23 protein-coding genes and 1 riboswitch are annotated in these 24,970 nt (G+C 67.5%); of the genes, 1 reads left to right on the top strand and 22 read right to left on the bottom strand.

The features are described 5' to 3' along the window. Positions 1-62 precede the first annotated feature (62 nt). From ABRP28_RS04085 to hisI, 10 genes are all read right to left on the bottom strand, one after another. On the bottom strand, positions 63-1,520 hold the full coding sequence (locus ABRP28_RS04085; RefSeq protein ID WP_231454632.1) for a glutamate synthase subunit beta: 1,458 nt from the start codon (positions 1,518-1,520) through the stop codon (positions 63-65). Beyond that, positions 1,513-6,126 (bottom strand): glutamate synthase large subunit, encoded by a 4,614-nt coding sequence (gene gltB / locus ABRP28_RS04080; RefSeq protein ID WP_350002288.1) that lies wholly within the window; start codon positions 6,124-6,126, stop codon positions 1,513-1,515. The genes ABRP28_RS04085 and gltB overlap by 8 nt, the downstream gene beginning before the upstream one ends. A gap of 264 nt (positions 6,127-6,390) precedes the next feature. Continuing rightward, complete coding sequence (gene lgt, locus ABRP28_RS04075; protein ID WP_350002287.1) at positions 6,391-7,545, bottom strand: prolipoprotein diacylglyceryl transferase; 1,155 nt, start codon at positions 7,543-7,545, stop codon at positions 6,391-6,393. Positions 7,546-7,548: 3 nt separating this feature from the next. Continuing rightward, a complete protein-coding gene (gene trpA / locus ABRP28_RS04070; RefSeq protein ID WP_350002286.1) occupies positions 7,549-8,358 on the bottom strand; it encodes a tryptophan synthase subunit alpha in 810 nt (269 codons plus the stop codon). After that, complete coding sequence (gene trpB, locus ABRP28_RS04065; RefSeq protein WP_350002285.1) at positions 8,355-9,695, bottom strand: tryptophan synthase subunit beta; 1,341 nt, start codon at positions 9,693-9,695, stop codon at positions 8,355-8,357. Before trpB ends, trpA begins: the two co-directional genes overlap by 4 nt. 113 nt (positions 9,696-9,808) lie before the next feature. Further along, positions 9,809-10,630 (bottom strand): indole-3-glycerol phosphate synthase TrpC, encoded by an 822-nt coding sequence (trpC, locus tag ABRP28_RS04060; protein WP_350002284.1) that lies wholly within the window; start codon positions 10,628-10,630, stop codon positions 9,809-9,811. Further along, positions 10,630-10,917, bottom strand: coding sequence for an HGxxPAAW family protein (locus ABRP28_RS04055; RefSeq protein WP_066275356.1), 288 nt, complete (start codon positions 10,915-10,917; stop codon positions 10,630-10,632). Before ABRP28_RS04055 ends, trpC begins: the two co-directional genes overlap by 1 nt. 104 nt (positions 10,918-11,021) lie before the next feature. Continuing rightward, positions 11,022-11,714: a Trp biosynthesis-associated membrane protein gene (locus ABRP28_RS04050; RefSeq protein WP_350002283.1), complete on the bottom strand. Its 693-nt coding sequence runs from the start codon at positions 11,712-11,714 to the stop codon at positions 11,022-11,024. Continuing rightward, the gene (locus ABRP28_RS04045) at positions 11,714-13,276 is read right to left on the bottom strand and encodes an anthranilate synthase component I (protein ID WP_350002282.1); all 1,563 of its coding nucleotides are present in this window, start codon (positions 13,274-13,276) and stop codon (positions 11,714-11,716) included. The genes ABRP28_RS04050 and ABRP28_RS04045 overlap by 1 nt, the downstream gene beginning before the upstream one ends. Before the next feature lie 134 nt (positions 13,277-13,410). Continuing rightward, positions 13,411-13,854, bottom strand: coding sequence for a phosphoribosyl-AMP cyclohydrolase (gene hisI, locus ABRP28_RS04040; protein WP_350002281.1), 444 nt, complete (start codon positions 13,852-13,854; stop codon positions 13,411-13,413). Between the two features lie 112 nt (positions 13,855-13,966). Here hisI and ABRP28_RS04035 point away from each other — a divergent pair, with 112 nt between their 5' ends. Then, entirely contained in the window at positions 13,967-14,611 is a 645-nt protein-coding gene (locus ABRP28_RS04035; protein ID WP_350002280.1) for a TIGR03085 family metal-binding protein, read from the top strand. 82 nt (positions 14,612-14,693) lie between these two features. On the opposite strand, the gene hisF is transcribed toward ABRP28_RS04035, so the two are convergent. From hisF to def, 12 genes are all read right to left on the bottom strand, one after another. Further along, positions 14,694-15,470, bottom strand: coding sequence for an imidazole glycerol phosphate synthase subunit HisF (hisF, locus tag ABRP28_RS04030; protein WP_350002279.1), 777 nt, complete (start codon positions 15,468-15,470; stop codon positions 14,694-14,696). Between the two features lie 72 nt (positions 15,471-15,542). Further along, complete coding sequence (hisG, locus tag ABRP28_RS04025; RefSeq protein ID WP_066275344.1) at positions 15,543-16,403, bottom strand: ATP phosphoribosyltransferase; 861 nt, start codon at positions 16,401-16,403, stop codon at positions 15,543-15,545. A gap of 89 nt (positions 16,404-16,492) precedes the next feature. After that, on the bottom strand, positions 16,493-16,756 hold the full coding sequence (locus ABRP28_RS04020) for a phosphoribosyl-ATP diphosphatase (protein ID WP_015936881.1): 264 nt from the start codon (positions 16,754-16,756) through the stop codon (positions 16,493-16,495). Positions 16,757-16,859: 103 nt separating this feature from the next. Beyond that, positions 16,860-17,348 (bottom strand): 6,7-dimethyl-8-ribityllumazine synthase, encoded by a 489-nt coding sequence (gene ribH, locus ABRP28_RS04015; RefSeq protein ID WP_104187712.1) that lies wholly within the window; start codon positions 17,346-17,348, stop codon positions 16,860-16,862. 72 nt (positions 17,349-17,420) lie between these two features. After that, positions 17,421-18,209: a GTP cyclohydrolase II gene (ribA, locus tag ABRP28_RS04010; RefSeq protein ID WP_350002278.1), complete on the bottom strand. Its 789-nt coding sequence runs from the start codon at positions 18,207-18,209 to the stop codon at positions 17,421-17,423. Continuing rightward, the gene (gene ribB / locus ABRP28_RS04005; protein ID WP_374152920.1) at positions 18,206-18,937 is read right to left on the bottom strand and encodes a 3,4-dihydroxy-2-butanone-4-phosphate synthase; all 732 of its coding nucleotides are present in this window, start codon (positions 18,935-18,937) and stop codon (positions 18,206-18,208) included. Before ribB ends, ribA begins: the two co-directional genes overlap by 4 nt. Then, positions 18,934-19,578, bottom strand: coding sequence for a riboflavin synthase (locus ABRP28_RS04000; protein WP_350002277.1), 645 nt, complete (start codon positions 19,576-19,578; stop codon positions 18,934-18,936). The genes ribB and ABRP28_RS04000 overlap by 4 nt, the downstream gene beginning before the upstream one ends. Further along, a complete protein-coding gene (ribD, locus tag ABRP28_RS03995; RefSeq protein WP_350002396.1) occupies positions 19,578-20,645 on the bottom strand; it encodes a bifunctional diaminohydroxyphosphoribosylaminopyrimidine deaminase/5-amino-6-(5-phosphoribosylamino)uracil reductase RibD in 1,068 nt (355 codons plus the stop codon). The genes ABRP28_RS04000 and ribD overlap by 1 nt, the downstream gene beginning before the upstream one ends. A gap of 293 nt (positions 20,646-20,938) precedes the next feature. Then, positions 20,939-21,088, bottom strand: a riboswitch (FMN riboswitch). 39 nt (positions 21,089-21,127) lie between these two features. Further along, the gene (gene rpe / locus ABRP28_RS03990) at positions 21,128-21,808 is read right to left on the bottom strand and encodes a ribulose-phosphate 3-epimerase (RefSeq protein WP_350002395.1); all 681 of its coding nucleotides are present in this window, start codon (positions 21,806-21,808) and stop codon (positions 21,128-21,130) included. An 11-nt stretch (positions 21,809-21,819) separates the two neighbouring features. Beyond that, positions 21,820-23,448, bottom strand: a complete 1,629-nt coding sequence (locus ABRP28_RS03985) for an RsmB/NOP family class I SAM-dependent RNA methyltransferase (RefSeq protein ID WP_374152919.1) — start codon at positions 23,446-23,448, stop codon at positions 21,820-21,822. Then, positions 23,445-24,365, bottom strand: coding sequence for a methionyl-tRNA formyltransferase (gene fmt, locus ABRP28_RS03980; RefSeq protein WP_350002276.1), 921 nt, complete (start codon positions 24,363-24,365; stop codon positions 23,445-23,447). The genes ABRP28_RS03985 and fmt overlap by 4 nt, the downstream gene beginning before the upstream one ends. Continuing rightward, a complete protein-coding gene (def, locus tag ABRP28_RS03975; RefSeq protein WP_350002275.1) occupies positions 24,362-24,961 on the bottom strand; it encodes a peptide deformylase in 600 nt (199 codons plus the stop codon). The genes fmt and def overlap by 4 nt, the downstream gene beginning before the upstream one ends. Positions 24,962-24,970 lie beyond the last annotated feature (9 nt).

Here is a 24,970-nt window from a genome sequence, read left to right as displayed (position 1 = left end):
CCTACCCTATTGGTCTCTTGCATTGGTTAAGTTGTCGCGGAGGTGAACCCTCCGTTGCATCGCTAGAGGACGGCGATGGCGCGGTCCGTCGGGGCCACGGGAGCGGGCAGGATGGTGCTGCCCATCAGGTACTTGTCCACGGCTGCCGCAGCGGCGCGCCCTTCGGCAATGGCCCACACGATCAGGGACTGGCCGCGGCCGGCGTCACCGGCCACGAAGACGCCCTCGGTGTTGGTCATGTAGTAGCCGTCGCGGGACACGTTGCCGCGGCCGTCGAACTCCGCCTTCACCTGGTCGGTGATGCCGGCAGGCTCGGCTCCGGTGAAGCCCAGGGACAGGAACACCAGGTCCGCGGGAATGATCCGTTCCGTTCCGGCCTTGGGCAGGCGCTTGCCGTCAACGAACTCGGTCTCGGCAACTTTGACGCCGGTCAGCTGGCCGTTTTCGCCCACGAACTCAACGGTGGAGGCGAGGTACGTGCGCTCTCCGCCTTCCTCGTGGGCGCTGGCAACCTCAAAGAGGGTTGGGAACGTCGGCCACGGCTGGTGGCCGGCGCGTTCCGACGGCGGCTGCTTGCCGATCGCGAGCGTCGTCACCGAAGCGGCTCCATGCCGGTGTGCGGTGCCGAGGCAGTCCGCGCCGGTGTCGCCGCCGCCGAGGATTACCACATGCTTGCCCTGGGCGTGGATCTGGTTTTCGACAGCCTCCCCCGCCACGGCGCGGTTGGCCGGAACCAGGTAGTCCATGGCGAAGTGCACGCCTTCAAGGTCGCGGCCCGGAATGGGCAGGTCGCGCGGGACGGTGGCGCCTGTGCAGACAACAACAGCGTCGTAACGCCGCCGCAGCTGCTCCCAGGTCACGTCCGTGCCGACTGCAACGCCAGTCCGGAAGCGGGTGCCTTCCGCCTTCATCTGCTCGACGCGGCGGTCCACCTGCTCCTTTTCCATCTTGAAGTCGGGGATGCCGTAGCGGAGCAGGCCGCCGATCTTGTCGTCCCGCTCGTACACAGCCACGGTGTGGCCCACCCGGGTCAGCTGCTGCGCCACGGCCAGGCCGGCGGGACCGGAACCCACCACGGCGACCGTCTTGCCGGTCAGGCGTGCGGGCGGCAGCGGCTCCACCCAGCCGTTGTCCCAGGCCTCGTCAATGATGGAGACTTCCACCTGCTTGATGGTGACCGCGGGCTGGTTGATGCCCAGGACACAAGAGGCTTCACACGGCGCCGGGCAGAGCCGGCCGGTGAACTCCGGGAAGTTGTTCGTGGCGTGCAGGCGCTCGATTGCTTCCTCGCCCTTGTCCCGCCACGTGAGGTCATTCCATTCAGGAATGAGGTTGCCCAGCGGGCAGCCCTGGTGGCAGAACGGCACGCCGCAGTCCATGCAGCGGCCGGCCTGGGCCTTCAGGGTGCCCTTCTCCTGCGCCTCGTACACTTCCTTCCAGTCCATGATGCGGACGGGAACGGGACGGCGCGGCTGGGTTTCACGCTGGCGTACTTTCAAAAATCCGCGTGGATCAGCCACCGGTTACCTCCAGGATTCGGGACCACACTTCTTCGCCGTCGGGGTCCAGGCCCTCTTCGATGGCGTCAAGACGGGTCTGCAGTACGGCAGCGTAGTCGCGCGGCAGCACCTTGGTAATGCGGGCGGCGGTGTCATCGAAGTTCTCGAGGAGGCGCGCCGCCAGCTGGGAATCAGTTTCTTCAACGTGCTTGACCAGCAGGCCGTGCACGATGTCGCGGTCCTCGGCGTCCAGCTCGCGGAGCTGGAGTTCGCCGGACTGCAGGGCGTCCTTGTTGACCCGGGCTGGGTCCAGGTCCAGGACGTAGGCGGTGCCGCCGGACATGCCGGCGCCGAAGTTGCGTCCGGTCCGGCCGATGATCAGCGTCTGGCCGCCGGTCATGTACTCGCAGCCGTGGTCGCCGATGCCTTCGACGACGGCGGTGGCGCCTGAGTTGCGGACCAGGAACCGTTCGCCCACCTGGCCGCGCAGGAACATCTCGCCGCTGGTGGCACCGTAACCGATCACGTTGCCCGCAATCACGTTGGTCTCCGCCTTGAAGACGTTCGTGCGGTCCGGGCGGACGATGATGCGGCCGCCGGAGAGGCCCTTGCCCACGTAGTCATTGGAGTCGCCGAACAGCCGCAGGGTGATGCCTGCGGGCAGGAAGGCGCCCAGTGACTGGCCGGCTGTGCCGCTGAGGGTGATGTCGATCGTGTCCGTGGCCAGGACGTCGGTGCCGAACGTCTTGGTGACGACGTGGCCCAGCATGGTGCCCACCGAGCGGTCCGTGTTGATGACGTCCACGGCGATCCTGACCGGGCTGCGGTCCGTCAGCGCCTCGGTGGCCATGGTGATCAGGCGCTGGTCGAAGTGCTTGTCCAGCTCGTGGTTCTGGCCGGTCATGTTCCGCAGCGGTGCGTCGTCGTCGAATTCCAGCCCGTGCAGGATCGGGTCCAGGTCCAGGCCGTCGGCCTTCCAGTGGTTGACGGCGTCCCGGGCGTCGAGGACCTCGGCGTGGCCGATTGCCTCTTCCAGGCTGCGGAAGCCCAGCTCGGCCAGGATCTCGCGGACTTCCTCGGCAAGGAATTCGAAGAAGTTGACCACGAACTCGGGCTTGCCGGTGAAGCGTGCGCGCAGTTCCGGGTTCTGCGTGGCCACGCCCACCGGGCAGGTGTCCAGGTGGCAGACGCGCATCATGATGCAGCCTTCCACCACCAGCGGTGCGGTGGCGAAGCCGAATTCCTCGCCGCCCAGCAGCGCGGCGATCACCACGTCGCGGCCGGTCTTGAGCTGGCCGTCCACCTGCACCACCACGCGGTCGCGCAGCCCGTTGAGCATCAGGGTCTGCTGGGTCTCGGCCAGGCCGAGCTCCCACGGAACACCTGCGTGCTTGAGCGAGTTCAGCGGCGAGGCGCCGGTTCCGCCGTCATGGCCGGAGACCAGTACGACGTCGGCCTTCGCCTTGGTCACACCGGCGGCAACGGTGCCGATGCCCACCTCCGAGACGAGCTTGACGTGCACCCGTGCCGAGGGGTTGGCGCGCTTGGCATCGTAAATCAGCTGCGCAAGGTCCTCGATGGAGTAAATGTCGTGGTGCGGGGGCGGGGAGATGAGTCCGACGCCGGGGGTCGAGTGGCGGGTACGGGCCACCCACGGGTAGACCTTCTGAGCCATCAGCTGGCCGCCTTCGCCGGGCTTGGCGCCCTGGGCCATCTTGATCTGGATGTCGTCGGCGTTGGTCAGGTAGAGGCTGGTCACACCGAAACGGCCGGAGGCGATCTGCTTGACGGCAGAGCGGCGCTTCGGGTCGAGCAGGCGGTCAACGTCCTCGCCGCCTTCGCCGGTGTTCGACTTGCCACCGAGCTGGTTCATGGCGATGGCCAGCGTCTCGTGGGCCTCCTGCGAGATGGAGCCATAGCTCATGGCACCCGTGGAGAACCGCTTGACGATGCTGGAGACGGGCTCCACTTCCTCGAGCGGAACGGGCGGGCGCTCGTTCTTGAACTTGAGGAGGCCGCGGAGGGTCATCAGGTTCTCGGACTGGTCGTCCACTCCCCTGGTGTACGCCTTGAAGATGTCATAGCGGCGCTCACGGGTTGCGTGCTGCAGCCGGAAGACGGTCTCCGGGTTGAACAGGTGCGGCTCGCCGTCGCGGCGCCACTGGTACTCGCCGCCGCCCAGCAGGGGGCGGTGGGGCTGCTCGATGCCGCCCTCGGGATAGGCCATCTGGTGGCGCGCGGAAACTTCCGCGGCGATTACGTCCAGGCCAACGCCGCCAAGCTGCGAGTGGGTGCCGGCGAAGAATTCGTCCACCAGCTCCTGGCCCAGGCCGAGCGCCTCGAACGTCTGGGCGCCCGTGTAGGACGCCACGGTGGAGATGCCCATCTTGGACATGATCTTCAGGACGCCCTTGCCGAGGCCCTTGATCAGGTTGTACACGCCGTCCTGCGGGGTGACCCCGGTGACGTCCCCGGCAGCAATGAGCTGCTCCACGGACTCCATGGCCAGGTACGGGTTGACGGCAGAGGCGCCGTAGCCGATCAGTACAGCCACGTGGTGTGTCTCGCGGACGTCGCCGGCTTCGACCACCAGGGCGGTCTTGGTGCGGTTGGCGCTGCGCAGCAGGTGGTGGTGCACGGCGCTGACCAGCAGCAGCGACGGGATGGGCGCCCACTGGGCGTTGGAGTCACGGTCGGAGAGCACCACGTACTGGACGCCGCGGTTGATGGCACCGGACACCTGCTCGCAGATCTCGGTGAGCCGTGCACGGAGCGCGTTCTCGCCGCCCTCCGGGCGGTAAAGCCCTCGGACCTTCATGGCAACGCGGGTGCCGTCGGCATCCTCGATGTTCGCGATCTTGGCGAGCTGGTCGTTGTTGATCACCGGGAACGGCAGCTGGACCTGGGGCTGGCGGACCTGCTTGGTGTCCAGGAGGTTGCCGTTGGGGCCGATGGCACACGTCAGCGACGTCACGAGTTCTTCGCGGATGGCGTCCAGCGGCGGGTTGGTCACCTGCGCGAAGGACTGCACGAAGTAGTCGAAGAGCAGGCGGGGGCGCTTGGACAGCACGGCCACCGGGGTGTCCGAGCCCATGGCGCCCAGCGGTTCGGCGCCGGTGCGGGCCATGGGGCCGAGGAGGATCTTCAGTTCCTCGGTGGTGTAGCCGAAGGTGCGCTGGCGGATGTTCACGGACGCGGCCGTGTGCACCACGTGCTCGCGCTCGGGGAGTTCATTGAGGTCGATCAGGTTGTCCTTGACCCACTCCGCCCACGGGTTGGCGGCTGCGACCTCGGCCTTGACCTCTTCATCGTCGATGACGCGGCCGGCCTCGGTGTCCACCAGGAACATCTTGCCCGGGGAGACGCGGCCCTTCTTGACCACCTTGGAGGCTTCGACGTCGATGACACCCACCTCGGAGGCGAAGACGATCAGGCCGTCCTCGGTGATCCAGTAACGGCCGGGGCGCAGGCCGTTGCGGTCCAGCGTGGCGCCCACCAGGCTGCCGTCGGTGAAGGAGACAGCGGCGGGGCCGTCCCAGGGTTCCATCAGCAGGGAGTGGTACTCGTAGAACGCGCGCCGGGCCGGATCCATGGTGGCGTGGTTTTCCCAGGCCTCAGGGATCATCATCATGATCGAGTGCGTGATGGGGCGGCCGGACAGCCACAGCAGCTCGGCCACCTCGTCGAAGGACGCGGAGTCCGAGGCGCCCGGGGTGCAGATGGGGTACAGCTCTTCCGGGGTGTCGCCCAGCAGCGGGTTGGCCAGCTGCGACTGGCGGGCGCGCATCCAGTTCCGGTTGCCCTTGACGGTGTTGATTTCACCGTTGTGGGCGATGGTGCGGAACGGCTGGGCCAGCGGCCAGGACGGGAAGGTGTTGGTGGAGAAGCGCGAGTGGACAATCGCCAGCTTGGTCTTGAAGCGCTTGTCCGAAAGGTCCGGGTAGAACGGCTCCAGCTGGGCCGTGGTGAGCATGCCCTTGTAGACGATGGTGCGCGAAGACAGCGAGGGGAAATAGACGCCAAACTTATTCTGGGCGCGCTTGCGGATCCGCCATGCACGGGAGTCCAGTTCGTTGCGTTCCAGTTCCTCGCCAGTGGCCGATGCCAGGAAGGGCTGGGCGAAGTACGGCATGCAGGCGCGTGCCATGGCGCCCACCAGGTCAGCGACGATGGGGACTTCGCGCCAGCCGAGGACCTTCAGGCCCTCGTCTGCTGCAAGGCCCTCGATGCCGGCCTTCGCGGCGTCGGCCTCGCGCTGTTCGGCGGGAAGGAAAGCCGTGCCGGCCACGTACTGGCCGGGGGCGGGAAGTTCGAACTCCGTGACCGCGCGGAAGAACTCGTCCGGGATCTGCATGAGGAGGCCCGCGCCGTCACCGGTGCCCTCGTCCGCGCCCACGGCACCGCGGTGCTCGAGGTTGCGAAGGGCGGTGAGGGCGGCGTCCACGATGTCGTAGCCGGGCTCGCCGCGGAGGGTGGCGATAATCGCAAGACCGCAGGCGTCCTTCTCCTGCTCCGGGTTGTAGAGCCCGGCAGCCTCCGGCAGCGCCGCGAAGCGCTTGAACGGCGACATGGCAGCCTCAGGCTGGTCCGGTTCTGACCAGCTGGGAGTGTGAAGAGTTTGGGTCATGGGAGACGTCCTTCCTCCTGATCGTGCGTATGGAAGGGACACCGTTGGCCCCACTCGTCGGGCGCCGCTCTCATGGGCACAACAAAGTGTTATTTACTGGAAATTGTAGGTCAGCGTGGCCTGCTGAACTAACAGTTACGCAGGCCCCTGCCCCGGGCAACACCGGACAGCAGCTCTATGCTGTCCAGGGTGGCCCCGCTGCCACGACGCTGTGGTGATTGGGCGCTTCGAGCGGTGGCTCTGCTGCCCTGCCTGGCCCGCGCGCTACTTGGTAGCGCCGGCTTCCGGCGCGGTTCCTGTGGCAGTGCTGCCGGACTTTCCGGAAGCCGTTGCGTCCGGTCCGGGCGTGGAGCCCGCCGGCGCAGCCGCGGCCTCTTCCGTTGGCACGGAAGCACGCCGGGAACCGTTTTGGTTATCAGGGAGATTATCACGCGATTCACTATCTGAGACAACAGGGTCCGGATCACGGACGTCATCGCCGGCGGCGGCTGCCTCAGCCGGGGCGGCCAGCTTCTCCGGTTCCCGGCCCGGCAGATACACGCTGTCCCTCTCGGTGCGCTTCTTCATGCCGAGCAGGATGAAGGCCACCAGCGCCGCCAGGAACACGAAGATGCTGGTCCAGACGTTCAGGCGGGTGGTGATGCCAAACAGTTCGATCTGCTCGGCGTCATCGATCCGCATCGCCTCGATCCAGACCCGGCCCAGCGTGTAGTACATGGCGTACAGCCAGAAGAGCCTGCTGCGGCGGAAGTTGAACTTCCGGTCCAGTGCGAGCAGGAGGACGACGCCGGCGAGGTTCCACAGCGATTCGTACAGGAACGTGGGGTGGAACAGGGTGTCCGCCGGCGTTCCGGCCGGAAAGTTGGGATTGTCGGCATCAATCTGCAGGCCCCACGGCAGGGTGGTGGGCCCGCCGAAGAGTTCCTGGTTGAAGTAGTTGCCCCAGCGGCCCACTGCCTGGGCCAGCAGCAGTCCGGGCGCGGCGGCGTCCAGGAAAGCGCTCAGCTTGACGCCGCTGCGGCGGCAGCCGATCCAGGCGCCCACGGCGCCCAGCACTACTGCGCCCCAAATGCCCAGCCCGCCCCGCTGGATCTGCGGAATGAGGGAAAGGTCGCCGGTGCCGTCGAAACCGGGGCCGAAGTAGGCGTCCGGCGAGGACACCACGTGGTAGAGGCGGCCTCCGATGATGCCGAAGGGAATGGCCCAGACCACGATGTCCCAGACGCTGCCTTCAGGCGCGCCGCGTTTGGCCCAGCGGACGGAGGTCAGCCAGAGGCCCACCACGATGCCCGCCAGGATACAGAGGGCATAGGCGTGGATGCGCAGCGTTCCCCAGGGCAGGGGAATGTCGAAACCGGACCAGTCCGGGCTCGGAATGCTGGCCGGCACCAGTGCGGCTGCCTGAAGGAGGATCTGCATTGACTAGGCTTCTTCCGCTGTCAGTCCGGTGCTGAGGTCCTTGGTGAGGGCGGCAACTGCGTCGACGCCGCCGTCGCGGATTGCGGCCACGAGGGCTGTGCCTACGATGACGCCTTCGGCGTAGGCGGCGATCTCGCGGACCTGGCCGGCGTTGGAGACGCCAAGGCCCACGCAGACGCGCTCAGCGCCGGCGGCGTGTGCTGCCGCCACTACGTCCTTCGCCGCGGTGCTCACGGAAGTCCGTGCGCCGGTGACGCCCATGATGGATACGGCGTAGACGAAGCCGCGGCTGGCGTCCACCGTCCGCTGCATGCGCTCGGGCGTGGAGGACGGCGCCACAAGGAACACGCGGTCCAGGCCGTACTTGTCGGAGGCGGCCATCCACTCGGCCGCCTCATCCGGGATGAGGTCCGGGGTGATCAGCCCTGCTCCCCCGGCCTCGGCCAGGCGGCGGGAAAACTCGTCCACGCCCATCCGGACCACGGGGTTCCAGTAGGTCATCACCAATACGGCGGCGTCGGTCCGGCTGGTGATGCCCTGGACGACGTCGAAAACCTGGCTGACGGTGAAACCCTTGGCCAGCGCCTCGGTAGTGGCGGCCTGGATGACCTGGCCGTCCATCACGGGGTCGGAGTAGGGGATCCCGATCTCGATGAGGTCGGCACCGTTTTCCGCCAGCGCGATGCCGGCGGCAATGGTCTGCTCCACGCTGGGGTAGCCGGCGGGAAGGTATCCGATGAGGGCGGCGCGGCCCTCGGCACGGGCCTTGTCGATGGCCGCCGCTGACTTGCTGGTTGCCTGTGCCGTGGTCACAGCTGCTCCCCCTCTTTGCCGATTTCCGACTCGGCGGAATCCTTGTCCAACAGGTCGAACCATTCGGCTGCGGTGGCCACATCCTTGTCACCGCGGCCCGAAAGGTTCACAATCACGATCTTGTCCTGTGCCGTACCGCCGCTTGCAGCGGCTTCGGCTGCAAGGCGCTGGCCCACCTTGATGGCTCCGGCCAGGGCATGGGAGGACTCAATCGCGGGAATGATGCCTTCCGTGCGGCACAGCAGCCGGAAGGACTCCATGGCCTCGCTGTCCGTGATGGGCTCGTAGCTGACCCGTCCGATGTCCGCCAGGTAGGAGTGCTCGGGGCCCACGCCGGGGTAGTCCAGGCCGGCGGAGATCGAGTGGGACTCGATCGTCTGGCCGTCGTCGTCCTGCATGAGGTAGGAACGGGCGCCGTGGAGGACACCGGGCTTGCCCAGCGTGATGGTGGCTGCGTGCCGTCCCGTGTCCACGCCATCGCCGCCGGCTTCGAAGCCGTAGATCTTCACGGACGGATCGTCAAGGAAGCCGTGGAAGATGCCGATGGCATTCGAGCCGCCGCCGATGCAGGCACAGACGGCGTCCGGGAGCCGGCCTTCCTGCTCCAGGATCTGGGCGCGGGCTTCCTCGCCGATGACCTCGTGGAAGTAGCGCACCATGGCCGGGAAGGGGTGGGCGCCTGCCGCGGTGCCAAGCAGGTAGTGGGTGTTGTCCACGTTGGCCACCCAGTCGCGCAGGGCGTCGTTGATGGCGTCCTTGAGGGTCTGCGATCCGCTGGTCACGGGAATGACGGTGGCGCCAAGGAGTTCCATGCGGGCAACGTTCAGTGCTTGGCGGCGGCAGTCCTCGGCACCCATGTAGACGACGCACTCGAGCCCCATGAGGGCAGCGGCGGTGGCGCTTGCCACGCCGTGCTGGCCAGCGCCCGTCTCGGCGATGACGCGGGTCTTGCCCATCCGCTTGGCGAGCAGCGCCTGGCCGAGGACGTTGTTGATCTTGTGCGATCCGGTGTGGTTGAGGTCCTCGCGCTTGAGGAAGATGCGGACGCCCCCGGCGTGCTGGGAGAAGCGCTTGGCTTCGGTCAGCAGGGACGGCCGGCCGGAATAGTTCTTGTTCAGGTCCGCGATTTGTGCCCGGAATTCGGGATCGTCCTTGGCCTTGTTGAAGGTGTCCTCAAGCTCGTCCAACGCGGCGATGAGGGATTCCGGCATCCAGCGTCCGCCGTAGCTGCCGAAGTAAGGCCCCGGGGCGTGCTTGAGGGAGCCGCCCTGCAGGAATGCTTCGGCGGCATTGTTGTCAGTATCGTTGTCGGCGTTGCCGGAGGGTGCTTCAGCCATCGGTCCCGTCCTGTTCCAGTTGGATGTTTCTCAAAGTGTGGTTCCGCGGGCTGGCCGGCCAGGACCGCCGGGCGGGGCAAACCCCGCCTTCCGCTCCTGCGCCGGTGTGGGCGTCAGCCGCGGGCGGCAATGGCGGCGGCGCCGGCCGCCTTGAATTCGGCGATCCGCTCGCGCGGCGTCGAGTGGCTGACCAGGGCCTCGCCGACCAGTACGGCGTTGGCGCCGCTGGCGGCGTAGTGCGTGACGTCGTCGGCGTCGCGTACGCCCGACTCGGCGACCACCACTGCCCCGGCCGGAATCTGCCCGGCCAGCGAGGCAAAGACTGAACGGTCGACGTCGAGCGTCTTCAGGTTCCGCACGTTGACGCCGATGATGCGCGCCTGCGCAGCAACCGCCCGCTCTATTTCCTCTTCAGTGTGCGTCTCCACCAGCACGTTCATGCCAAGTTCCCGGCTGAGGGTGCTGAACTCGGCGAGCTGGGCATCGGAGAGCGCGGCAACGATGAGGAGGATCAGGTCCGCGCCGTGGGCACGGGCTTCCCAGATCTGGTACTCGTCAAGCGTGAAGTCCTTCCGCAGGAGCGGAACGTCGACGGCGGCCCGCACGGCGTCGAGGTCCGCGAGGGACCCGCTGAAGCGGCGCTGTTCGGTGAGGACGCTGATGACGGAGGCACCGCCGTCGGCATACTGCCTGGCGAGGGAGGCGGGGTCGCCGATAGCGGCAAGGTCTCCCTTGGAGGGGCTGCGGCGCTTGATTTCCGCAATGACTTTGAGCTCCGCCCGGGACGGTGAAGGGCCGCCGAGCGCTGCCCAGGCATCGCGGGCAGGTGCCGCGGCCTGGGCCAGGTCCTTCAGTTCAGCCAGCGAAACAAGCCGTTTCCGGGCCTCCATATCCTCCCTGACACCGGCGTTGATGTCATCGAGAACAGTGGACATCAGTGGCCGGAGTTCTTCAGCTTGCTGCCCTCAACGCCGTAGCCCGCCTTGCGCATGACGTAGCCCAGGATCAGGCCCAGCACCATGACGCCGCCGCCGGCGATGAATATGGGGGTGTTGGCAATGACGAATGCGATTGACATGATCAGGGCGCCCACCAGCATCACGATGACGCAGGTCCAGGCTGCGGGGCTGTTGCCGTGGCCAAGTTCCTGGCTGTGGTCGATGACGCCCGGGGCTACCGTGCGGGTGCCGGACTTGGAAACGGACGCAGGTGCTTTGCTCATGGAAATCTCCTCAGGGTGAATACTGCTTACATTCTGCCATTTTTTGGCCCGCAACCGGTTATCGGGCGGCGCGCTGCCGGTGCCCGCGGCTGGCTGAGGCCGGGTCAGGTGGGATCGTCGCCGCGGGAGAGCCGGTCCCAGCTGTCGATCTCGTCCACCGGGCCTGCAGCCGCGGGACTGCCGGGCGCCGGTGCGTCATATTTGGTCCGGGCTTTCCAGTATCGTCCCGCGGGGACGATCAGCAGGGCTGCCAGTGCCAGCAGGCAGCCGGCAACGACGGCAAGGGCCGGGAACGCCGTGACAGCGACCTGGGCCTGGCTTCCGGTGACGCCGGTGGCTTCCGCAATGGAACCCTGGGCCGCTGCCAGCGGGTTGGTGAGGACGGTTGCAGCCGCAGCAACAATTCCAGCGGATGCCAGGACGATGATGGCGGTGATGATCCACCGGGCAACCCTGCCCGCGATCGCGGCTGCCAGTCCGCCGGCGAGTGCCACCAGCGCCAGGGCTGTGACGGCGGTGGCCGCCTTGCTGCCCTGCACCGGGAGAGGCTCCTCCGCGGCGCCGCCCTGGCCAAGCTGGTTGGGATCGAGGTTGACGCTGATCCAGGTCTGTGTGGTGGCGCCGAACACCGCCAGCGCCAGGACGGCAATGAGCAGCACCAGCGTGGACCGGCGTGCCCAGGCCGGCGCCGCCGGGCCCTTGACCGCGGCCGGCGCCTCTCCAGCGCCTGCCTGTCCTGCTCCGCCTGCCTGTCCTGTTGCGGGTTCCTGCCCTGTTCCGGGTCCCGGACCGGGCATCAGGAGTCCGACCTGCCGGGCAGCGAGTCTGCCGAGATGTTCTGCAGCGTGCCCGCGGTATGGACGGCGCGGAGGGGCGCTGCGGCCTTGTTGACGGTTTCCAACGCCTCGGTGTCGTTGACCGAATCAGCCACGATGCCGCCACCGGCCTGGACGTAGGCGCGTCCGTCGCGGATCAGTGCGGAGCGGATGGCGATTGCCATGTCCATGTCGCCCGCGAAATCGAGGTATCCCACCACTCCGCCGTAGATGCCGCGGCGGTGGGGTTCGAGTTCGTCCAGGAGGCGCAGCGCGCGGGGTTTGGGGGCGCCGGAGAGGGTGCCGGCCGGGAACGTTGCCTTGAGGACGTCGTATGCCTTGGCCTGTGGTGAGAGCTTGCCCACCACGGTGGACACCAGGTGCATGATGTGGCTGAAGCGCTCCACTTCCATGAACTGGGTGACGTCCACGGTCCCCGCAACGCAGACCTTGGAGAGGTCATTGCGGGAAAGGTCCACGAGCATCAGGTGCTCGGCACGTTCCTTCTGGTCCGCCAGGAGCTCCTCGGCAAGTGCCTTGTCCGCTTCCACCGTCCTGCCCCGCGGGCGCGATCCGGCGATGGGGTGGGTGATGACTTCCTCGCCGGTCACCGTCACCAGGGCCTCGGGCGAGGATCCCACGATGGAGTACTCACGGCCTTCGGCATCCTCGAGGCTGAAGATGTACATGTAGGGGCTCGGGTTGGTGTTCCGCAGTACCCTGTAGACGTCCAAGGCCGATGCCGGGCACTCCATCTCAAAGCGGCGGGAGATGACCACCTGGAACACCTCGCCGTCAACGATGGCCTCCTTGCCGCGGTCCAGGGCAGCCAGGTACTCCGCTTCGTCCCAGCGTTCCTGGACGCTGGAGGCGAAGTCCAGTGCCGCCGGAGCCAGGACCGAGACGGGCTGGGCCACGGGGGTGCTCACCTTGGCAAGCAGCGCCTTGACCCTGGCCACGGCGTCGTGCCAGGCCTCATCCACGCGCTCCGAACTGTCGTCGAAGTTGATGGCGTTTGCGATGAGCAGCACCGTGCCGTCCACATTGTCGTGGACCGCCATGTCCGTCACCAGGTTCAACGCCATCTCCGGGAGCTGCAGGTCGTCCTCGGGCGGGCTGACCAGGCGCTCCCAGTGCCGGACCGTTTCCCAGCCCAGGAATCCCACCAGGCCTGAGGTAAAGGGCGGCAGTCCGTCGAACCTGTCGGTGCGGAGGGCCTCAATGGTGTCGCGGATGGCATCCACCGGGCTGCCGTCCACCGGAACGCCAGCGGGAGGCTGGCCCAGCCAGTGCGCGTTGCCGTCCTTGGCGGTCAGCGTGGCCCTGGACCTCGCGCCGATGAAGGAGTAGCGGGACCATGCCCCGCCTACAGCCGCCGATTCCATCAGGAAGGTGCCGGGCTGGCCGTTGGCGAGCTTCCGGTACAACCCGATGGGCGTCTCGGCATCGGCGAGCACCTTGAGCCGGACGGGAATGACGCGGCTGTGCCCGGCGAGCTCCCTGAATTCCTCGAGGCCCGGGCTGATGATTCCAAGGTCCTGCATGGCTATGCTGTTCCGCCTGTTCTCGTTGGGCCGTCTGCGCCGGCGCCTGTGTGTGCGTGTTTGCGGGGGTGCCCGGCCCTCCCCCGCGTGACCGCAGGTGGCTGCGGGTCCTGAAGAGTTTCAGCCAGAGAGTTTCAGCCGGCCTGGCCGGTGGTGACAGCGAGGTCCCGGCCGTCGAAGCAGGTGCGGGTGCCGGTGTGGCATGCTGCGCCCACCTGGTCCACCCGTACCAGCAGCGCGTCGCCGTCGCAGTCCATTGCCACTGACTTGACCCACTGCACGTGCCCGGAGGTGTCGCCCTTGCGCCAGTATTCCTGGCGGGAGCGCGAGTAGAAGGTGACCCGCCCGGTGGTCATGGTGCGGCGCAGCGCTTCGTCGTCCATCCAGCCAAGCATCAGGACCTCGTTGGTGTCGTACTGCTGCACCACCGCGGCCACCAGGCCGGCGCTGTCACGCTTGAGCGCGGCGGCCAAGTCCACGGGAAGCGGGCTTGGCGATGGGGCGGCGGCCGGGCTGGGCGGGGCAGCCACAGGCACGGCGGGGCCGGGGTCAGGGACGGGGGCGGGGTACTCAGACATCAGGTCAAGTCTAGTGCCTGTCCCGCGGCCCCGAACGTGTGTGAACGACGGCACGCCAGCAGGGGTGGCCGCGCTGCCCAACTCCGCGCCGGTCATGCTAGTTTCACAAGTGATGCATTTCGTCGAACCGTCCCGAGAAGTCCTGGCCGAGACCCTGCTTGCGGCCGGTCCTGATGCGCCCACGCTGTGCAAGGGCTGGCGCACCAGGGACCTTGCCGCGCACCTGTACCTGCGCGAACGCAAAGCAGCCGTGGGGCTGGGCCTGATTATCAAACGCCTGGCCAAAGCCTCGGACCAGGCCACTGCCAGGCTCGCGGCGAAGCTGACCACTGCCGAAGCCTATGCAAAGCTGGTCAACACGTTCCGGGCAGGCCCGCCGGCGCTCTCGCCGATGAACATCAGGACCCTCGATGAAAGCGCCAACCTCATTGAGTACTTCGTGCACACGGAGGATATCCGCCGGGCAGTTGACCGGTGGGCGCCGCGGGCACTCGACGAGGCCTACTCGGAGGCCCTCTGGGACGAGCTGGTCAAGCGCGCCGCGATCCTTTACCGCGGCGTCGACCTGGGAATCGTCCTGGTCCGGCCGTCCGGGCCCCGGCACGTCGCCAAGCGCGCACCTGTTTCGGTGGCCATCGTGGGCGAACCGGGCGAGCTGCTGATGCACGCCCATGGCCGCACGCGCCATGCCCTGGTGACTTTCGAAGGCCAGCCCGACGCCGTCGCGCTCCTCCAGTCAGCAGAAGTGGGCCTCTAAACCCTCAAACCAAGTAGCGCCAGGCGTCGTTATGAGCCCTCATAACGACACCTGACGCTACCCAGTTGGGTTAGGGCACGCTTCAGCGGACTTCGAAGCCCGCGTTCCGGATCGCGTCCTTAACCTGGGACATCATGTTGTCCGGTCCCCAGTGGAAGATGGAAGCTGCCAGCACCGCGTCGGCACCCGCGGCGACGGCCGGAGGGAAGTGGGCAGGCTCCCCTGCTCCGCCGGACGCGATGATGGGCACCTTGACCGCAGCCCGGACCAGCCTGATAAGTTCCAGGTCGAAGCCGTCCTTGGTGCCGTCAGCGTCAATGGAGTTGAGCAGGATCTCGCCCACGCCGCGTTCCGCGGCTTCCCTGGCCCACTCAATGGCGTCGATTCCGGTGCCGGTCCGTCCGCCGTGGGTGGTCACTTCAAAGCCCGACGGCGTGGGCTGGGACCCGGGGCGGGTGCGGCGGGCATCAAGGGACAGGACAAGGACCTGGGAACCAAAGTGCCGGGTGATCTCGTCGATAACGTCGGGCCGCGCAACCGCTGCGGTGTTGATCGAGGCTTTGTCGGCCCCGTAGCGCAGCAGCCTGTCCACCTCTGCCACGCCCCGGACGCCTCCGCCCACGCACAACGGGATAAAGACTTCCTCTGCAGTCCGGCGGACCACGTCAAAGGTGGTCTCCCGGTTCCCTGAGGACGCCGTGACATCAAGGAAGGTCAGCTCATCCGCACCGGCGTTGTCGTAGCGGTGGGCGAGCTCAACGGGATCGCCGGCGTCCCGGAGGCCTTCGAAGTTAACGCCTTTGACGACGCGTCCGGCGTCCACGTCGAGGCAGGGAATGACGCGTACTGCTACTGCCATGGGAACTCCTGGAAATTCTGTCTTTTGCTGCGCTGGGTTGTTAGGGCGCGGGTTGGTACTGCGGGGGCCGGCTCAGATGCGGCAGGCGTGGATGCTGCTGACCAGGATGGCGCGGGCGCCGAGGTCGTAGAGCTCGTCCATGATCCGGTTGGTTTCCTTCTTGGGCACCATGGAGCGGACTGCCACCCAGTCCGAATCCCGCAGCGGGGAGACGGTGGGTGATTCAAGGCCGGGGGTCAGGGCAGCGGCACTTTCCACAAGTTCCTTGCGGATGTCGTAGTCCATCAGCACATACTGGCGAGCCACCAGCACGCCCTGCAGGCGGCGGATCAGGACTTCGATCTCCTTGGCTGTGCCGTTCGCGGCGCCGCCTTCGCCGGTGCGGCGGATCAGCACGGCCTCGGACTTCAGGATGGGATCGCCGAAGATTTCCATGCCGGCAGCTTTCAGGGTGTTGCCGGTTTCCACAACATCGGCGATGGCGTCTGCCACGCCCAGCCTGACCGATGACTCAACGGCACCGTCCAGCCGGACAACCTTGGCGTTGATGCCCTTCCCGGCGAGGTAGCCGCGGAGCAGGCCGTCGTAGCTGGTGGCCAGCCGCTTGCCCTCAAGCTCCTCGACTTTGGCAAAGTCACCCACGGGGCCCGCGAAGCGGAACGTCGAGGCAGCGAAGCCCAGCGGAAGCAGCTCTTCGGCCTCCACCTCGGCGTCCAGGAGCAGGTCGCGTCCGGTGATGCCGACGTCGAGCGTTCCCTGCCCGACGTACACCGCAATGTCGCGGGGGCGGAGGAAGAAGAACTCGATGTCGTTGTCCGGGTCCACCATGACCAGTTCGCGGGTGTCCCGGCGCTGGCGGTAGCCGGCCTCGGACAGCATGGCGGAGGCGGCTTCGGACAGGGAGCCCTTGTTGGGGACGGCTACTCGCAGCATTGGGGTCTTTCTGGTTTGGGGAGGTCTAGGTGTTCAGGCAATGCAGGCCACGGCGGGCACCGGCGGCTTGTAGCGCGCCGGGCCGGTGGCTACAGATGCTTGTAGACGTCTTCCAGGGTCAGGCCTTTGGCGAGCATCAGAACCTGCAGGTGGTACAGCAGCTGGGAGATTTCCTCTGCCGCGGCTTCATCGGATTCATATTCGGCAGCCATCCAGACTTCGGCTGCTTCCTCAACGACTTTCTTGCCGATGCCGTGGACACCGGAGTCCAATTCAGCGACGGTGCGGGAGCCTTCCGGGCGGGTGGCTGCCTTCTCGCTGAGCTCAGCGAACAGCGTCTCGAAATTCTTCACGCCCTCCAGCCTACTTGCTGCAGCCCACGGGGCGCTTCCCGGGCCGTTGCATGACGGGCGCGATGTGAGCGAATACACACGCGCGCCCGTCCTGCCGGGTCCGCTATTTGCCGTACTGCTTGAGTACGACGGCGGTGGCCAGCGCCGCGGTGACGGCCTCGTGGCCCTTGTCCTCCTTGGAGCCGGGAAGGCCGGCCCGGTCAAGGCCCTGCTGCTCGGTGTCGCACGTCAGGACGCCGAAGCCCACGGGGACGCCAGTGCGCACACTGACGTCGGTGAGTCCCGACGTCGCTGCCTGGCACACGTAGTCAAAGTGCGGGGTTCCGCCGCGGATCACGACGCCGAGGGCAACGACGGCGTCGAAGTGCGGTGCGAGCCGGGCGGCAGCGACCGGCAGCTCGAAGCTGCCGGGAACGCGCAGGACGGTGGGTTCGGCAATGCCGGCGTCCTTCGCCGCCCGGAGGGCGCCGTCCAGCAGCCCGTCCATAATCTGGGTGTGCCAGCTTGCCGCCACGATCGCCAGCCGCAGCTGCGACGTTTCTGCGGGGTTGAGGGTGCTGAGGTCGATATCGGGGGCGCCGTGTCCGCTCATGGGTCAGTCTGTTCCGTTCAGTCGTGGTGGTGTGTCTTGCCGGTGCTGCGGTTGGTGGTGTGCCGCAGCACGTCAGTCTTGTTCGTGCTCGAAGGTTTCCGGGGTGGTGACGGGAACCGCAACCACATGGGTGTCCAGCAGCAGCCGGTGTTCCATGCGGTCCTTCTTGGTCCGCAGGTAGCGGATGTTCTCATCGCGGGAGGGCACCTCTGTGGGAACCATCTCCACAACCTTTACGCCCGCCCGGGCAAGCCTGTTCTGCTTGTCCGGGTTGTTGCTCAGGAGCCGCACCTCATGGAGGCCCATTTCCGCCAGGACCTGCGCCGCGGCGTTGTAGGAGCGGGCATCCACGGGAAGCCCCAGCTGTTCGTTGGCCTCCACCGTGTCAAAGCCCGCCTCCTGCAGCGCGTAGGCCTTGATCTTGTTGGCCAGGCCAATGCCCCGGCCTTCCTGCCCGCGCAGGTAGAGCAGCGTCCCGCCGTTTTGCTGGATCATTTCCAGGGCGAAGGCAAGCTGCTCCCCGCAATCGCAGCGGTAGGAGCCAAAAATGTCGCCGGTCAGGCATTCCGAGTGCAGCCGGACAAGGGGAGCTTTACCGTCCTTGGGCGGGTTGGGTGAACTGACGGCCAGGTGTTCAACGCCGGTGACCAGGTCCGTCCAGGCCTGCGCCACAAAATCACCGAAGGCCGTGGGCAGCTGCACTACCGGGCCGGCGCTGACGGGATGAGGTACCACGCCGCTGCCGCTGCGCTCCTCCCCGTTGACGGCGGGTCCGTGGCTGTTCGGGGAACTCCGGTGGCTGTTCGGGGAAGTCCCGTGGCCGTTCGGCGAACCGCTGCCGCGGGCTGTCGAAGAGGTCATCGTGTCTCCTTCTTGCCGCCCCGAACCTTGCGGGCGCTCTTCGTGGGTTCGCTTCCCCCCGCTGCGAGGTAGGCCGCCAGATCCTCAATGGAGATCAGGGGACAGCCGTGCTCAGCTGCAAAGGTCAGGAGCCCGTCCAGGCGCATCATCTCGCCGTCGTCATATACAACTTCTGCAATCACGCCCACCGGCTCGAGGCCGGCCAGGCGGCACAGGTCCACCGCGGCCTCGGTGTGGCCGGGACGTTCCCGCACACCACCGTCAACTGCACGGAGGGGGAATATATGCCCAGGCCGGGTCAGGGACGCCGGCACGGCGTGGGGGTCCGCCAGGACCCGGGCGGTGAGGGCCCGGTCCGTGGCGGAGATCCCTGTGCTGACACCGAGGGCGGCGTCGCAGGAAACGGTGTAGGCGGTCCCCTTGGCGTCCTCGTTGACCGCCACCATGGGAGGCAGCGCAAGGGCATCCGCCCGGTCCCCGGACAGCGGAACGCAGATGACGCCGGAACTGTGGCGGATGGTCCATCCCATCAACGCGGGGGTGGCATGCTGCGCCGCGAAGATGATGTCGCCTTCGTTTTCGCGGTCCTCGTTGTCCACCACAAGCACCGGCCTGCCGGCGGCCATGGCCTGCACGGCTGCCTCGATGGAGTCCAGTCCGCGGGTACCCGGGGCAGGTTCAGCGCCTGTTTGCGGCGCCTCGGGCTCGAGCCGGAGAACGGCGTTCACGGTGCACCTCCATCAAGGACAGCAGACGCTGGTGTGCTGAAGGCAAGCAGGCGTTCGGTGTACTTGGCCAGGACATCCGCCTCAAGGTTGACCCGGCTGCCCGTGGTCTTGGAACCCAGCCCGGTCTCGGCCAGGGTGGTGGGAATCAGGCCGACTTCGAACCAGGGTTTACGCTCGGCTGCGTCGCTGACGGCGGTGACGGTAAGGGAGACGCCGTCGATGGCGATGGAGCCCTTTTCCGCGATGTAGCGGGCCAGGTTGGCTGGCACGCCGAACCGGAGCCGCTCCCAGTTGCCCAGGGCTTCCCGTTCCAGCAGCACGCCGACGCCGTCAACATGGCCCTGCACCACATGCCCGTCCAGCCGGCCGCCCGCGGGAACGCAGCGCTCAAGGTTGACGGAGTCGCCAGGGGCCAGTTCCCCGATGGTGCTGCGGACCAGGGTCTCGCCCATCACATCCACACTGAATTCCGTGCCGTTGATTTCGGTGGCCGTAAGGCAGACCCCGTTGACGGCGACCGAGCCGCCCAGGGCGAGCCCTTCAGTGCTGCCGGGCGCGTGCAGCCGGAGGGTGGCGCTGGTTTCCCCGTCCCTCTCGACGGACAGAACGCGCCCTTGTTCGGCAATAATTCCGGTAAACATCAGTGGCCTTCCTGGGCTTGCTCCGCGGTTACGCGGGATGGTTGGGGGTCTAGGGCAACGGTTCGTTGCGGTCTTAGGTGAAGTCTTAGGTCGCGGCCCAGCTTGCGCACGGCACCGCCGTCGGACTCGTCCCATTCCCACTGCTGGGCATCGCCGAGGGTGGTGATTCCAAGGCCGTCCAGGGCGGAGGTGCCGGAGCCGAGCAGGGTGGGCGCCAGGTACACGATGAGTTCATCGACAAGCCCGGCGGCGAGGAAGGCGCTCAGGATGCGCGAGCCTCCTTCCACCATCAGGTGGCGTGTCCCGGACGCATAGAGCAGGGACAACGCCTCGTGGGGGTCGCGGGTGCGCAGGTGCGTGACGCGCCCGTCCGTTCCGCGCACGGCGGCCCCGCCGGGGACGTCCCGCAGCCCCATGACAGCCCGTACCGGCTGGTTCGGCGCCGGTGTTCCCTTCGGGTCGCGGGCGGTGAGCCGGGGGTTGTCCACCAGGACGGTCTGGGTCCCCACCAGGATGGCGTCGATCCGCCCGCGTATTGCGTGGTTGTCCGCCAGGGATTCCGGGCTGGAGATCCACTGGCTGGTGCCGTCCTGGGCAGCGATGCGGCTGTCCAGGGTCTGGGCAATGTGGAGGGTGACGAAGGGCCGCTTTGCCGTCACCGCTTCGAACCACTGCCTGTTCAGGTCCAGGGATTCAGCAGCTCCCAGGCCGCTGCGGACGCGCACGCCGGCGGCACGCAGCGTTGCCGCTCCACCTGCTGCCGGGTCATGCGGGTCGTCCACGGCGTACACCACGTCCGTGATGCCTGCGGCGATGATCGCCTGTGTGCACGGGCCGGTGCGTCCCAGGTGGTCGCAGGGCTCCAGCGTCACCAGCATGGTGCAGCCCGAAAGGTCCAGGCCCGCAGCTGCCGCCTGGGCTATGGCATCGGCCTCCGCGTGCGCGGTGCCGGCACCGCGGTGGAACCCGGTGATGAGGTGGTTGCCGGCAGGATCGACGACGACGGCGCCCACCAGGGGGTTGGCCCCGCGCGGGCCCCGCAGGGCTGCTTGCAGTGCAGCCTCCATGGCCCGGGTCTCGCCGGCGCTGAAGGCGGTCACCACACCGTCGGCGGGCTGGAGCGGGTGGCCCGGATGGAGGGCGGTGGCGGCGGCGCCGGTTCCAAGAAACTGGTTGGCCGCCGTCATGCCGCGACCATCGCCGCGGCTGCGTCCTGCGCTGAAGCGGCGGGACGTTCGGCAGTCAAGAGCCATCGCTGGGGGTTCATGCTGTGTCGTTCCTTCCCTCTCGAACCGCGATGGCTCCGGGGGTATACGACAGCAGAAGGCTGCGGGACCGGGACGGCCCCACAGATACAGCTGTACGTGCTTCTCTCATCCAGACTTTAACTGTCGGTACCGGAATTTCACCGGTTCAACCGTCTGCCGGGCTTTCCTTGCGGAAGGCACCGGCTCGCGGGTCGCGGACTGTCACCGCCGGTTCGGACTTACACCGACCCCGGAGCACGTATGTGTGTTGCTATTGTGCCATAACAGTCGCGGGCTCCCGGCTATTCCGCGGACGCCGCACGTAATGGACGGCTGCCCTGGTCGCGGAGCCGTTCAATGGCTGCGGCGGGATCGTCAGCACCGTAAACAGCGGAGCCGGCAACAAAAACAGTGGCGCCGGCTTCTGCTGCCCGGACAATCGTTTCCTCCGTGATGCCGCCGTCAACCTGGATGGCCACGCCGGCTCCGGACCCGTCGATGGCTGCCCTTGCCCGCCGGATCTTGGGCAGGGTGAGGTCCAGGAAGGCCTGTCCACCGAACCCGGGCTCAACGGTCATGATGAGCAGCATGTCCAGCTCGGAGAGCATGTCCAGGTACGGCTCTACAGGGGTGGCGGGCCGAAGCGCCATCCCCGCTTTTGACCCCCTGCTGCGAAGTTCGCGCGCCAGCTTCACCGGGGCAATCGATGCTTCGGCATGGAAGGTGACCGAGGCCAGGCCGGCGTCCGCAAAGCCGGGCGCCCACCGGTCGGCGTCGGCGATCATGAGGTGCGCGTCGAGGGGGACGGGGCTGACAGCCTGGATGCGCTGCACCACGGGCAGTCCGATGGTCAGGTTGGGGACGAAGTGGTTGTCCATGACATCCACATGCACGGCGTCAGCGGTCCTGATGCGCTGCAGTTCGGCCTCCAGGTTGACGAAGTCGGCGGAGAGGATGCTCGGGTTGATGCAGCATTGCGTCACGGGGTTGCCTTTCACTGGTCTGTTGTTGCTTGCGCCTGGGCCTTTTTGTGGATGAGTGCCAGGAACATGGCGTCAGTGCCATGGATGTGCGGCCAGAGCTGAGCCGTGGACTCGTGGCCCGCGTCCAGCTTCCCCGGAAGGCTGACGGCATCCAGCGCCGCCCCGGCGTCCAGGAGCTCCAGGTCCTCACGCTTCCGGAGGGCGTCGGCAACCACGGCCGTCGTCTCCGCCGGATGCGGCGAACACGTCACGTAGGCCACCACGCCCCCGGGCCGCACGGCTGCCAGGGCCGAGGCCAGGAGTTCGCGCTGCAGCGGGCCAAGGTCCGCCAGGTCCTTGGGCGACCGGCGCCAGCGGGATTCGGGCCGGCGCCGCAAGGCGCCCAGTCCGCTGCAGGGAACGTCCACCAGGACGCGGTCAAAGGAGCCGGGCTTTTCGGTGCCGAGCTCGCGGCCGTCGCCGGTCCGGACCTGCCAGGTTTCCCGCGGGACGGCGGCGAGGGCCCGGCTTACCAGCTTGGCGCGGTGCGGGGCGGGCTCATTGGCCAGGAGCGTGGCGCCCCGTTGCTTCGCCAGTGCGCCCAGCAGGGCGGCCTTTCCGCCGGGGCCGGCACAGAGGTCCAGCCACGCCTCGGCTTTTCCATCGCCAGGTCCGCCTGCCGGCCCGCCAAGATCGACCGATGCCATGGCCCGGGCCACCAGCTGCGAGCCAACGTCCTGGACGCGGGTGGTTCCTTCCCGGACCGAGGAGAACCGTCCCAGGTCTCCGCCGCTGGAAAGCGCGGAGCCCTCAACGAGTTCGCCCGGAGCAGCGCCGTGCTCCAGTGCCTCGTCCAGGTTGCCAAGGCCGGGGAGGGCTACCAGGTTGACCACGGGAGCTGCGTTGTCCGCCTCCAGCAGGTCCTGGATTTCATCGGCGGAGCGGCCGTGTGCAACCAGGGACTGGCGCATGGCCCGGACGATCCATTCGGGGTGGGCATAGCGCAGCGCCGCGATCTTCGTTGCGTCGGTTTCGCCCGCCACGAGCTTGTCCAGCCACTCGTCCAGGGGGTGCGCGGCAACTTTGCGCAGCACAGCGTTGATAAGGGCGGACGGGCCTGCTCCGATCACGGCGCGCGCCAGGCCGACGGTCTGGTCCAGGGCCGCGTGGGCCGGTACGCGCATGGCCAGCAGCTGGTGCGCTCCGATGCGGAGGGCGTCCAGGATGGCGGGATCCAGCTGGTCCAGCGGGCGGTCTACGCAGCGGGCCAGGATGGCGTCGTAGGTGCCTTGGCCGCGCAGGGCACCGTACGTCAGTTCGGTGGCGAATCCGGCGTCGCGCTTGTCCAGCCCGTGGTGGCGGATCCGCGCCGGCAGGACAAGGTTGGCGTAGGCGTCCTCAGCCGCCACGGCCCGCAGGACTTCAAAGGCCACAAGCCGGGCGGGATCGGCCCGGCGGGTGCGCTGGGAGGGGGCGTTGTCCGTGAAGCTCCGCTGCGGTCCGCGGTTGCGTTCACGGCCCTGGGCGTTTCGACGGCTGTTGTCACGGGGTCCGCCTTTGCCCCGGCCCTGCCCCATGCCGTCTTTCCCGGTGTTGCCTCTGCCTGTGTTGCCCTGACCGCCGCTGCCGCGCCCGCCTGGATTGCCGCCGGACCCGCTCATTCGAACACCACGCTTTCAAGGGAAGCCATGCCGCGTGCCCAATCAGCAGCGGCCATCATCTTTTTGCCCGCAGGCTGGATCCGGGTTAGTTCCACGGCATGGGAGCCCGTGCCCACCAGAACGCTCTTGCCGTGGAGCGACAGTGCCCCCGGCGCAAGATGGGTGACATCGGGCCGCAGCCGGACGGGTTCCAGTTTGACCCGCTGTCCGTCCAGGACCGTCCATGCCCCCGGTTCCGGAGTGACGCCACGCGCCTGCCGGCCGATGGCAAGCGCGGGATGGCTCCAGTTGAGGTGGCCGTCCTCAAGGGTCAGCTTGGGCGCCAGGGAAACCTCTCCTGCCTGCGGCTGCGGCGCCGCTTTGCCGGCCTCAATGGCGGTCAGCGTCTGGGCCAGGAGGACCGCCCCGCTCCGGGACAGCCTTTCCAGGAGTTCCCCGGCGGTGTCCTCTGGGCCAACGGATTCGGTCAGGGTGCCGAAAACAGGACCCGTATCCAGCCCCTCTTCCAGCAGGAACGTCACGGCCCCGGTGACGTCGTCCCCGGCCATGACGGCACGCTGCACGGGTGCGGCTCCGCGCCAGGCCGGCAGAAGGGAGAAGTGCAGGTTGACCCAGCCGTACCGGGGAACGGCCAGGGCTGCGGGCGGAACCAGCCCGCCGTAGGCCACGATGGCGGCCACGTCCGGGTTTACCCCGGAAATCCTGGCCGTCGCCTCGGCGTCCACGCGCGCTGCGCGGATGACCTCGATGCCGAGCTCGGCGGCGCGCGCAGCCACGGGCGACGGCGTCAGGACACGCTTGCGGCCCACGGGGGCGTCGGGACGGGTCAGCACGGCGACGACGTCGAACCCTGCCTCCACCAGCGCATCAAGGGACGGGACGGCGACTGCGGGGGTTCCCGCAAACAGGACCCTCACCCGGCGTTACCGGCCGCTCCGGCACCGAAACTTGACCCGGGTGTGGAGCCGCCGAAACTGGACCCGACCGTTTTGGCCCGTTTGGCTGCCGTCCGCTCGGTAACAGAGCCGTAGTTGGCGTTCCGGATTGACCGCAGGGCGGCCTTGCGGTCCTCCCCCTCCAGGCGGTCGGTGTAAAGGATGCCGTCCAGGTGGTCGTTCTCATGCTGGAAGCACCGTGCCAGCATCCCTTCACCTTCCACCGTGACGGGGTTTCCGTGCATGTCCACGCCGGTCACGCGGGTGGAGCGGAAACGCCGCACGGGAAAACCGAGGCCGGGGATGGACAGGCAGCCCTCCACCTGGTCCTCCTGGTAGTCACCGCTGTTTTCCAGGACGGGGTTGATGATGTGGCCTTCCACGCCGCCAATCCGGTAGGTAAAGACGCGCTGGCTGATGCCGACCTGGGGCGCGGCCAGCCCTGCGCCGTCCACGTCCTCCATGGTTTCGGTCATGTCCGCCACCAGCTTGGCCAGCTCCGGCCCGAAATCCGTCACGGGATCGGCCACTGTGCGCAACACAGGATCGCCGATGATGCGGATATTCAGGATAGCCATGCGCAGTAA

The sequence above is a fragment of the Pseudarthrobacter sp. WHRI 8279 genome (genome assembly GCF_040224115.2).
GTDB lineage: Bacteria > Actinomycetota > Actinomycetes > Actinomycetales > Micrococcaceae > Arthrobacter.
The sequence above is the reverse complement of the archived record's forward strand: the minus strand, read 5'-3'. Positions and strand labels throughout refer to the sequence as shown.

Bases quoted from the DNA above. Each gene is read 5' to 3' on its own strand.
- gltB (WP_350002288.1), bottom strand. From the start codon at position 6,126: ATGACCCAAACTCTTCACACTCCCAGCTGGTCAGAACCGGACCAGCCT.
- lgt (WP_350002287.1), bottom strand. From the start codon at position 7,545: ATGCAGATCCTCCTTCAGGCAGCCGCACTGGTGCCGGCCAGCATTCCG.
- trpB (WP_350002285.1), bottom strand. From the start codon at position 9,695: ATGGCTGAAGCACCCTCCGGCAACGCCGACAACGATACTGACAACAAT.
- trpC (WP_350002284.1), bottom strand. From the start codon at position 10,630: ATGTCCACTGTTCTCGATGACATCAACGCCGGTGTCAGGGAGGATATG.
- ABRP28_RS04055 (WP_066275356.1), bottom strand. From the start codon at position 10,917: ATGAGCAAAGCACCTGCGTCCGTTTCCAAGTCCGGCACCCGCACGGTA.
- ABRP28_RS04050 (WP_350002283.1), bottom strand. From the start codon at position 11,714: ATGCCCGGTCCGGGACCCGGAACAGGGCAGGAACCCGCAACAGGACAG.
- ABRP28_RS04045 (WP_350002282.1), bottom strand. From the start codon at position 13,276: ATGCAGGACCTTGGAATCATCAGCCCGGGCCTCGAGGAATTCAGGGAG.
- hisI (WP_350002281.1), bottom strand. From the start codon at position 13,854: ATGTCTGAGTACCCCGCCCCCGTCCCTGACCCCGGCCCCGCCGTGCCT.
- ABRP28_RS04035 (WP_350002280.1), top strand. From the start codon at position 13,967: ATGCATTTCGTCGAACCGTCCCGAGAAGTCCTGGCCGAGACCCTGCTT.
- hisF (WP_350002279.1), bottom strand. From the start codon at position 15,470: ATGGCAGTAGCAGTACGCGTCATTCCCTGCCTCGACGTGGACGCCGGA.
- hisG (WP_066275344.1), bottom strand. From the start codon at position 16,403: ATGCTGCGAGTAGCCGTCCCCAACAAGGGCTCCCTGTCCGAAGCCGCC.
- ribH (WP_104187712.1), bottom strand. From the start codon at position 17,348: ATGAGCGGACACGGCGCCCCCGATATCGACCTCAGCACCCTCAACCCC.
- ribA (WP_350002278.1), bottom strand. From the start codon at position 18,209: ATGACCTCTTCGACAGCCCGCGGCAGCGGTTCGCCGAACGGCCACGGG.
- ABRP28_RS04000 (WP_350002277.1), bottom strand. From the start codon at position 19,578: ATGTTTACCGGAATTATTGCCGAACAAGGGCGCGTTCTGTCCGTCGAG.
- ribD (WP_350002396.1), bottom strand. From the start codon at position 20,645: ATGGAGGCTGCACTGCAAGCAGCCCTGCGGGGCCCGCGCGGGGCCAAC.
- ABRP28_RS03985 (WP_374152919.1), bottom strand. From the start codon at position 23,448: ATGAGCGGGTCCGGCGGCAATCCAGGCGGGCGCGGCAGCGGCGGTCAG.
- def (WP_350002275.1), bottom strand. From the start codon at position 24,961: ATGGCTATCCTGAATATCCGCATCATCGGCGATCCTGTGTTGCGCACA.